Source organism: Xanthomonas sp. LMG 12461 (genome assembly GCF_009192935.1).
Taxonomy (GTDB): Bacteria; Pseudomonadota; Gammaproteobacteria; order Xanthomonadales; family Xanthomonadaceae; genus Xanthomonas_A; species Xanthomonas_A sontii.
The window spans coordinates 22,516-30,615 of record NZ_NQYT01000016.1 but is presented as its reverse complement, the minus strand read 5'-3'; the positions used below and the strand labels follow the sequence as shown (position 1 = coordinate 30,615).

Here is an 8,100-nt window from a genome sequence, read left to right as displayed (position 1 = left end):
AAGACCGTAGGCAGCCTCCGATGTGTAAAAAAGACAGCCCTCGACATCGTTGGACAACTCGCCGTTGGTACGGTGCTTGCCATTGGTCAGCTCGGATGGCCACATCGAAACTGCGTTTGGCGACGTCGATGCCGATGACGGCAGACATAGGCGATTCCTCCATCGTGTCAGGGTCATGATCGGCGCTGGGCCCGGTCCTGCCTTGTCGATGCGAGTTCACGCCCGCGGGCGGACTCTGGATACCGTTCGGACACACAAGGGCCAGCATGTGGAGGGCGGAGCCGATCTGCGATGCAAGCTCGAAGCTTTAGGAGCGACTGGACCTCCCGCACCTCCTCCGATGATCAGTCGGAAGACATGACGCCTGTTTAGGGGCGACATGTCCAGATACAAGGAGCGGCTTCAGCCGCGACAGGCGCTATGGGTGACGTCTGTCGCGGCTGAAGCCGCTCCCACGAGGGATAGGGCGAACGGCGCAGCAAGCGGCGCTCATGCTCAGCCGATCAACTTGTCCGGGGTGATCGGCAGGTCGCGGATGCGCTTGCCGGTGGCGTGGAACACGGCGTTGGCGATGGCCGCCGGGATGCCGACCATGCCCAGCTCGCCCATGCCCTTGACCCCGAGCGGGTTGACGATGGTGTCGTCCTCTTCGACGAACATGGTCTGGATCTCGTGCACGTCGGCGTTGACCGGCACGTGATAGTCGGCCAGCGAGGCGTTGAGCATGCGCCCGTAGCGGTGGTCGATCTCGGTGCCTTCGCTGAGCGCCATGCCGATGCCCATCACCACGCCGCCGATTTCCTGGCTGTGCGAGGTCAGCGGATTCATGATCTTGCCGCAGGCGGTGGCTTCGATGACCCGCGTCACCTGCACCATGCCGGTGTCCGGATCGACCTTGACCTCGATGAACTGCGCGCCGTGCGCGGCGGTGGCGTACTGCTTGCGCTCTGCCGAGGGCTTGGATTCGTGCACCACTTCCAGCTCCTGCAGGCCGTGCTGGCGCATCAGCTTGGCCACGTCCAGGCCGGCCTCGGACTTGCCGGTCGGGCGTAGCTGGCCATCGACCAGTTCTACCGCATCCACGTCCAGCCCGCTGAATGCGGCCTGCCCATCCTGTCTGGCCAGTTCCAGCAGCTTGCCGCGGATCTCGCGCGCCGCGCCGTGGATTGCGCTGCCGACGCTGGCGGTGGTCCACGAGCCGCCCTGCGCCGGCGCCTTCGGCAGGCGCGTGTCGCCCAGTTCGAACTGCACGCGCTTGGCGTCGATGCCCAGATACTCGGCGGCGATCAGGGTCATCACCGTGTAGGTGCCGGGGCCGATGTCGGAGGTGGCACTGCCGACGCGAGCGCTGCCATCGGCCTTCAGTACCACTCGTGCCAGCGCGGGCATCTGCATCGACGCCCAGGTGCCGGTAGCCATGCCCCAGCCGACCAGCAGGCGGCCGTCGCGCATCGAGCGCGGCTCGGGCGTGCGCTTGCTCCAGCCGAAGGTCTCGGCGGCGAGCGCGTAGCACTCCCGCAGCGCCTTGCTCGAGAACGGCTTGCCGCTCTCCGGGTCGGTCTCGGCATAGTTGGCCAGGCGCAGTTCCAGCGGGTCCATCTTCAGCGCATAGGCCAGTTCGTCCATCGCGCACTCGATGCCGAACATCTGGCTGATGGTGCCGGGCGCGCGCATCGCCTGCGGCGTCGGCAGGTCGGTCTCCACCACCTCGAAGCGATCCTCCACGTTGGGGCAGGCGTACAGCGAGCGCGCGTTGCGGAAGAAGGCCTCGTTGAACGCCTCGATGCGCGAGGTGTTGAGCACGTGCCGGTAGCGGATCGCCTGCAGCGTGCCGGCGGCGTCGGCGCCCAGGCCCAGTTCCACGCGGTAGTAGGGGCGGTAGCCATGGCCGCTGAACATCTGCCGCCGCGTATAGACGATCTTCACCGGTAGACCCACCGCCTTGGAGACCGCGCCGAGCAGGAAGGTGTAGTAGTTGGGACGCAGGCAGGAGCCGAACGCGCCGCCGACGAACAGCGAGACCACGTTGACCTTGTCCACCGGAATGCCGAAGTAGCCGGCTAGCTGTTCGCGGTCCTGGTAGACGTTCTGGCTCTTGTTGACCACGGTCAGGGTGTCGCCGATCCAGTAGCCGATGCCGCCGTGCGGTTCCATCGGGTTGTGGTGCTCGATCGGCATCGTGTACGCGGCCTCCAGCTTCACCGGCGCGGCGGCGAACGCAGCAGCCGGGTTGCCGCGCGGCTTCGGCGACTCCTCCGGGGTCGGATCGTGCGCCTGGTCGAGCAGCGCGTCGAAATCGGTGTGCGCGGCTTCGGTGGCGTACTCCACCTGGATCAGCCGCGATGCATGTCGCGCCTGCTCGAAGGTGGTGGCGACCACCACGGCGATCGGTTGCGCATTGAAATGGATGCGGTCGTCGACCAGGGCACGGAACGACAGATCCTCGCCTTTCTTCTTGACCGCGTCGGAGACCGGCTTGATCGCATTGAGATGGGTCAGCACCTTGATCACGCCCGGCGCGGCTTCGGCGGCGCGGGTGTCGATGCGCACGATGCGGCCCTTGGCGATGGTGCTGGTGAGGATGTAGCCGTGGACCAGATGCGGGATCTGGAACTCCGCCGCATAGCGCGCCTTGCCGGTGACCTTGGCGTAGCCGTCGACGCGGCGCATTTCCTTGCCGATGTAGTTCATTGCCGGTTCTCCGGTTGGCCGCTCACGCGGCGTCGCTGCCGCTGGCGCGGTGCAGGGCGCGGATCATCGCGTGCGTGCCCATCGGGATCTTGTAGGCGTTGTGCGCCAGTGGCCGCGCCGCGGCCATCTCGGCCTGCGCGGCGGCAGCGAAGGCGTCTTCACCGACCCGCTGCCCGACCAGCGCACGTTCCGCGGCACGCGCGCGCCAGGGTTTGTGCGCCACCCCGCCCATGGCGATGCGCGCGTTGCGGATGCGCCCGTCCGGTTCCAGCGCCAGCGCCGCGGCCACCGAAATCAGGGCGAACGCGTAGCTGGCCCGGTCGCGCACCTTCAGGTAATGGCTGTGCGCGGCGAACCCCGGCGCCGGCAGGGTGATGGACTCGATCAGTTCGCCATGCGCGAGCTGGTTGTCGATATCGGCGCGCGCCTCGGGCAGCAGGTGGAATTCGGCGAACGGAATCTCGCGCTGGGTGCCGGCCGGCGTACGCACCTGCACCGTCGCGTCCAGTGCGGCCAGCGCCACGCACATGTCCGACGGGTGCACGGCCACGCAGTGCGCGCTGTGGCCGAAGATCGCGTGAGTGCGGTTGAGCCCCTCGCGCGCGCCGCAACCGCTGCCGGGTTCGCGTTTGTTGCAGGGCAGGGCGGTGTCGTAGAAGTAGCCGCAGCGCGTGCGCTGCAGCAGGTTGCCGCCGTTGCTGGCCATGTTGCGTAGCTGCATCGTGGCCCCGGCCAGGATCGCCTGGCTCAGCAGCGGATAGCGCTGGCGCACCAAGGGATGGTTGGCGGTCTGCGTGTTGTTGGCGAGTGCGCCCAGGCGCAGGCCGCCGTCGGCGGTTTCGGCGATCTCGGCCAGGCCCTTGAGCCGGGTCAGGTCGACGATCTCGTCGGCACCGGTCACCCCTTCCTTCATCAGGTCGAGCAGGTTGGTGCCGCCGCCGAGGAAGCGCGCGTTCGGGTTGGCGGCGACACGGCGCACCGCGTCCTCCGGCGAGGTCGCGCGCTGGTACTTAAACGGCGTCATCGGCCACCTCCTTCGCCATCTTCAGGGCGGTCAGTTCGGACTGGTCGACATAGCGCCAGGTCAGCGGCCGCGGCGCGCCGCCGCTGTGCACGTCCTGGATCGCGGCGACGATCTTCGGGTAGGCGCCGCAGCGGCAAATGTTGCCGCTCATGCGCTCGCGCACCTCGGCGTCGCTGAGTTCGGTGACCGGCAGGCTGACGTCGGCGCTGACGTGGCTGGCATCGCCGCGCCTGATCTCGTTCAACAGCGCCACCGCCGAGCAGATCTGCCCAGGCGTGCAGTAGCCGCACTGGAACCCATCGTACTGCACGAACGCGGCCTGCATCGGGTGCAGTCGCTCGCCGTCGGCCAGGCCCTCGATGGTGGTGATCTGCGTGTCTTCGGCCTGTGCGGCCAGGGTCAGGCAGGAGAGGCGGCGCTCGCCGTCGACGATCACCGTGCAGGCACCGCACTGGCCGTGGTCGCAGCCCTTCTTGGTGCCGGTCAGTGCCAGATGTTCGCGCAGCGCGTCCAGCAGCGTGGTGCGTGGATCCAGCTGCAGGGCATGGCGCTGACCGTTGACCTCCAGGACCACGGGCAAGGCGTTCTGCGGCGGCGCGGCCTTGGCGACGGGGGCGGCGAACGCGGCCTCGCTGAAGAGGATCTGTCCGCCCGCGCTGCTGAGGCCGGCGGCCGAGAGCAGGGCGAGGAATTCGCGGCGCGAGAGGCCGTTGATGCCGAGCCGGCGCGCCAGCGCGGCTTCGTCCTCGCTCAATGGGGTGTCGCGCGCGCTGTCGGCGGCGCCGGACGCGTCATCGGTACGGTGGGGCTCATGCTGCATCGGTCTCTCCTGCCTGGGGGACCGCCACCGCGCGCGCCGGGGCGCAGCAGGAAGCGAGTCGACCTGGGTAGCAGCGCCATCGCGACGCCGACGTGCGGGCACGCATCGGCACCCGAGCGCGAGCATCGCGGCGGGACCGCGAAGGGACTGCGAAGAGAACGCGAAGGGAGGGTGTCGGGGCAGTGATACGGACGGGTGGCCGTACTGGATCGGGATGCGCGTGCATGCGCTCCTGCAGATGCCATCGCCGCCACGACAGGCGCGCGATTGCGCCTGTCATGGTCGGCGCCACGCGACGCCGGTGCAGCGATGGCGTCGCGTGCGTCTGCGATGCGGCAGGCGCTACCAGCGATACGCCACCGATGCCTGATACTGGCGGCCGGCGATCGGGCGGCCCATGAACACGCCGCCGGTGGCCGCGCCGGGCACGCGGACATTGCCTTCTGTCAGGCCCAGCGTGTCGGTCACGTTGCTGCCGCTGACGGTGAACTCCCAGTGCTCGCCGCTGTGCAGGCTGGCACCGACGTCGAGCATGTCGTAGGACGGCAGGCGCTGGCTGTTGGCCAGGTCGGCGTAGCGCTCGCCGATGTAGGAGTAGGTCGCGAACACGCGCAGGTCGCCGAACGGCAGCATCCAGTAGTAGCTCGGCGTCAGCCGGAACTGGCGCTTGGGCTGGCGCATGACCTGGTTGCCGGTGTATTCGCGGTAATTGCGGTACTTCGCGTCCAACCACACCCCCGTCCCGGCCAGTTCGAAGCCGCCGAACGGGCGGATCGCGCCTTCCACCTCCAGGCCGTAGGCACGCGAATCGCCGACCGTGGTGAAGTTGCTGCCGTTGGCCAGGAAGGCCTGGAACGGCGAATTCCTGAAGGTGTTGTAGAACGCGGTGAGGTACAGGTCGTAGTTGGCCGCGCCCGACTTCAATCCCAGTTCGTACTGCCGGATGTCCTGCACCTTGGTCTGCCCGTCGCGCAGATTGTCGAAGCCGGGAAACTTGACCCCGGAATTGACCCGCGCGAACACGCTGTTGTGCGCGTCGAGCTTGACGTTCAGGCCGGCGGTCCACGACAGCGCATTGTCGTCCTGGTCGATGCGTCGCGCGCTCGGCAGCGAGATCGAAGTGGCATTGTCGTAGAGCGTGGCCGGATTGCCGTCCAGGTCCACGGTGGCGGTGTCGTGCACGGTGCCGGTGACGTGCTGGCGTTCGTAGCGCACGCCCAGGTCCAGGCGTAGGCGCTCGTCCAGTTCCCATTCGTCGGCGACGAACACTGCGGCGTTCTCGCCCTCGTAATGCGCGCGCAGCGCCAGGAAGGCGGTGCTGGTGAAGCCGTCGCGGGTCGGCTGGCGGCCGTCGTCCAGGGTCACGTCGATGCGCCGCGCATGGTTCTGCGCGGTCAGCAGCATGGTATTGCCGAGGTACCAGGTGTCGTTGGAGGTGTACCTGGCGTAGTAGCTGCCCACGGTCAGCGTGTTGCCGGCGAACAGCGTGCGGCTCAGGCGCAGATCGTTGGTGAAGGAGTTCAGGCGCTTGTCCACCGACCACCAGCCGGCTTCCAGCACCTGCTGGTCCGGATCGACAGTGCCGCCGCCGTTGGTGTAGCGCGCGCTGCCGGTGCTGCCGTAGCCGGCGATGAAGTCGCCCAGCCGCTGCGGCGCGTTGCCGGTGAACAGCGCGTAGGTCGGCGCGGTGCCGCCCATCACGTTGAAGCGGTCGGCGACGGTCCAGTCGCCCACCTCCCAGTTCAGTTCGCCGCCGAACACGTCGATGTTGACGCCGCGGCCGTCGCCGAGGTCGCGCCGGATGGTCTGGCCGTTGGGGCCGACCGGCAGGGTGACGTTGCGGAAGTCGTTGCTCAGCAGCGTGCCGTGCTGCGCGTCGAGACCGGGAAAGCTGGACAGGTCGCTGCCGTTGTTGCGCGACAGCAGCGGGATCGCGGTGTAGAAGGCGTTGTTGTCGTCGGTATGGCGCGCATAGAACGACAGTTCGCCGCTGTCCCAGCGCTTGCTCAGGGTGGCGCTGAACTGGCCGCCCTTGTCGGCGGGGAACTGCGGGTCGCGCACGCCGTCGGTCTCGCGGAAGAAGCCGCTGACGCTGTAGTACCAGCCGTTGCCCATCGGCCCGCTGTCGAACAGATCGATGCGGCGCAGTGCATCGCTGCCGCCGGTGAGGCGTACGCTGCCTTCCGGCTCGTCCTGGCCTTTCTTCTGGATGAAGTTGACGGTGATGCCGGCCTGGCCGTTGGAGAAGATCGGGCTGGAACCGCCGCGCAGCACTTCCATGCGTTCGATGGTGTCGTCGGTGCGGAACAGCGTGGAGTTTTCCAGGAACGACAGGGTTGGCGGCGGGAACAGCGGCGCGCCATCGAGCTGGAAAGTGACGAACGGCGCATCGCCTTCCGACGGCATGCCACGCACGAAGATGTTGGCGCCGGTGCCGCCGCCGCTGGGTTCGGCCCACACGCCGGGCACGATCTTCAGCAGGTCGGCGCTGCTCTGTGGCACCGCCTGCTGGATCTGTTCGGGTGTGGCGGTGGTGATCGAGAAGCTCGCATCGCGTTTGCGCAAGCCGCTGAAGCGCGCAGTGCCGCTGACGACCACGGTATCCAGGGTGGTGGCGTCGGGTTGCGTGGCCGGCGCGGCGGGTGCGTCGGCGGTCTGCGCCAGCGCGGGGGGCGCGAGCAGGACGGCGGCGATGGACAGGGGCAGCAGATGACGAAGCGGCGCAAGATGCATGAAGAATCTCTCCTTTCTTCATTCGGAACGATCGGCCGGGATGCGGCACGCGCGTGCAGCGCGCGGCCGCGTCGCATCGGCCGGTACGGCGCGAAGCAGGGGGCGACGCGCGGCGCCCTTTGTAACGCCGTCGGGCGATCGGGCCGTTGTGCAGCGCGGTACCGGCCGCGTTTGCGTGACAGGTTGCCCAGGCAGGTCGACATCGCACCGCAACCTACGGCGTGCGCTGCGCAGGGCGGCGTCGCTTCGGTTGCTCATGCGTGTGGTCATGCGTGGCGTCGCAGGAGGGACGCAGCCGTGACAGAGACGATCGCGGAACGCCGATCGCGGTCGATTTCCAGAAGGGCACAACGCGCCGCTCCTGCGCAGCGTGCATCCGGGACAAGGGCCGTCGCCATCGTCGCCACGCGCCGCTTGCTATCGTGGCGCGCTGCGCGTCCAGGAGTGTCCTGCAATGAAGAACTGGCTGTTCCTGCTGGTGGCCATCCTCGCCGAGGTGGTCGCGACCTCGGCGCTGAAGGCCAGCGAAGGCTTCACCCGGCTGTGGCCGACGCTGCTGGCGCTGTGCGGCTATGGCATCGCCTTCTACCTGCTGTCGCTGACCCTGCGCAGCGTGCCGGTAGGCGTGGCCTATGCGCTCTGGTCGGGCATCGGCATCGTGTTGATCTCGCTGCTGGCGTGGTGGCGGTTCGACCAGGCGCTGGACCCGCCGGCGATCGTCGGCATGGCGCTGATCGTCGCCGGCGTGGTGGTGATCAACGTGTTCTCGCGCAGCGCCCCGCATTAGCAAAAAAAGAGGCCGCCCGAAGGCGGCCTCGTCACGCTGCAGCGA

At 68.1% G+C, this 8,100-nt stretch carries 5 protein-coding genes; 1 reads left to right on the top strand and 4 read right to left on the bottom strand.

Annotated elements, in window-relative coordinates; all coding sequences use genetic code 11:
• Window positions 1-495 precede the first annotated feature (495 nt).
• The 4 genes from CEK68_RS04565 to CEK68_RS04550 form a co-directional block, all read right to left on the bottom strand.
• On the bottom strand, window positions 496-2,691 hold the full coding sequence (locus tag CEK68_RS04565; protein WP_152238667.1) for a xanthine dehydrogenase family protein molybdopterin-binding subunit: 2,196 nt from the start codon (window positions 2,689-2,691) through the stop codon (window positions 496-498).
• A gap of 22 nt (window positions 2,692-2,713) precedes the next feature.
• On the bottom strand, window positions 2,714-3,715 hold the full coding sequence (locus CEK68_RS04560) for a xanthine dehydrogenase family protein subunit M (RefSeq protein WP_152238666.1): 1,002 nt from the start codon (window positions 3,713-3,715) through the stop codon (window positions 2,714-2,716).
• Window positions 3,702-4,535, bottom strand: coding sequence for a 2Fe-2S iron-sulfur cluster-binding protein (locus CEK68_RS04555; protein WP_152238665.1), 834 nt, complete (start codon window positions 4,533-4,535; stop codon window positions 3,702-3,704). Before CEK68_RS04555 ends, CEK68_RS04560 begins: the two co-directional genes overlap by 14 nt.
• Before the next feature lie 342 nt (window positions 4,536-4,877).
• Window positions 4,878-7,268 carry a TonB-dependent receptor gene (locus CEK68_RS04550; RefSeq protein ID WP_152238664.1) on the bottom strand — a complete coding sequence of 797 codons (2,391 nt, stop codon included), beginning with the start codon at window positions 7,266-7,268 and terminating at the stop codon, window positions 4,878-4,880.
• Window positions 7,269-7,722: 454 nt separating this feature from the next.
• Here CEK68_RS04550 and CEK68_RS04545 point away from each other — a divergent pair, with 454 nt between their 5' ends.
• The gene (locus CEK68_RS04545) at window positions 7,723-8,055 is read left to right on the top strand and encodes an SMR family transporter (protein ID WP_017907256.1); all 333 of its coding nucleotides are present in this window, start codon (window positions 7,723-7,725) and stop codon (window positions 8,053-8,055) included.
• Window positions 8,056-8,100 lie beyond the last annotated feature (45 nt).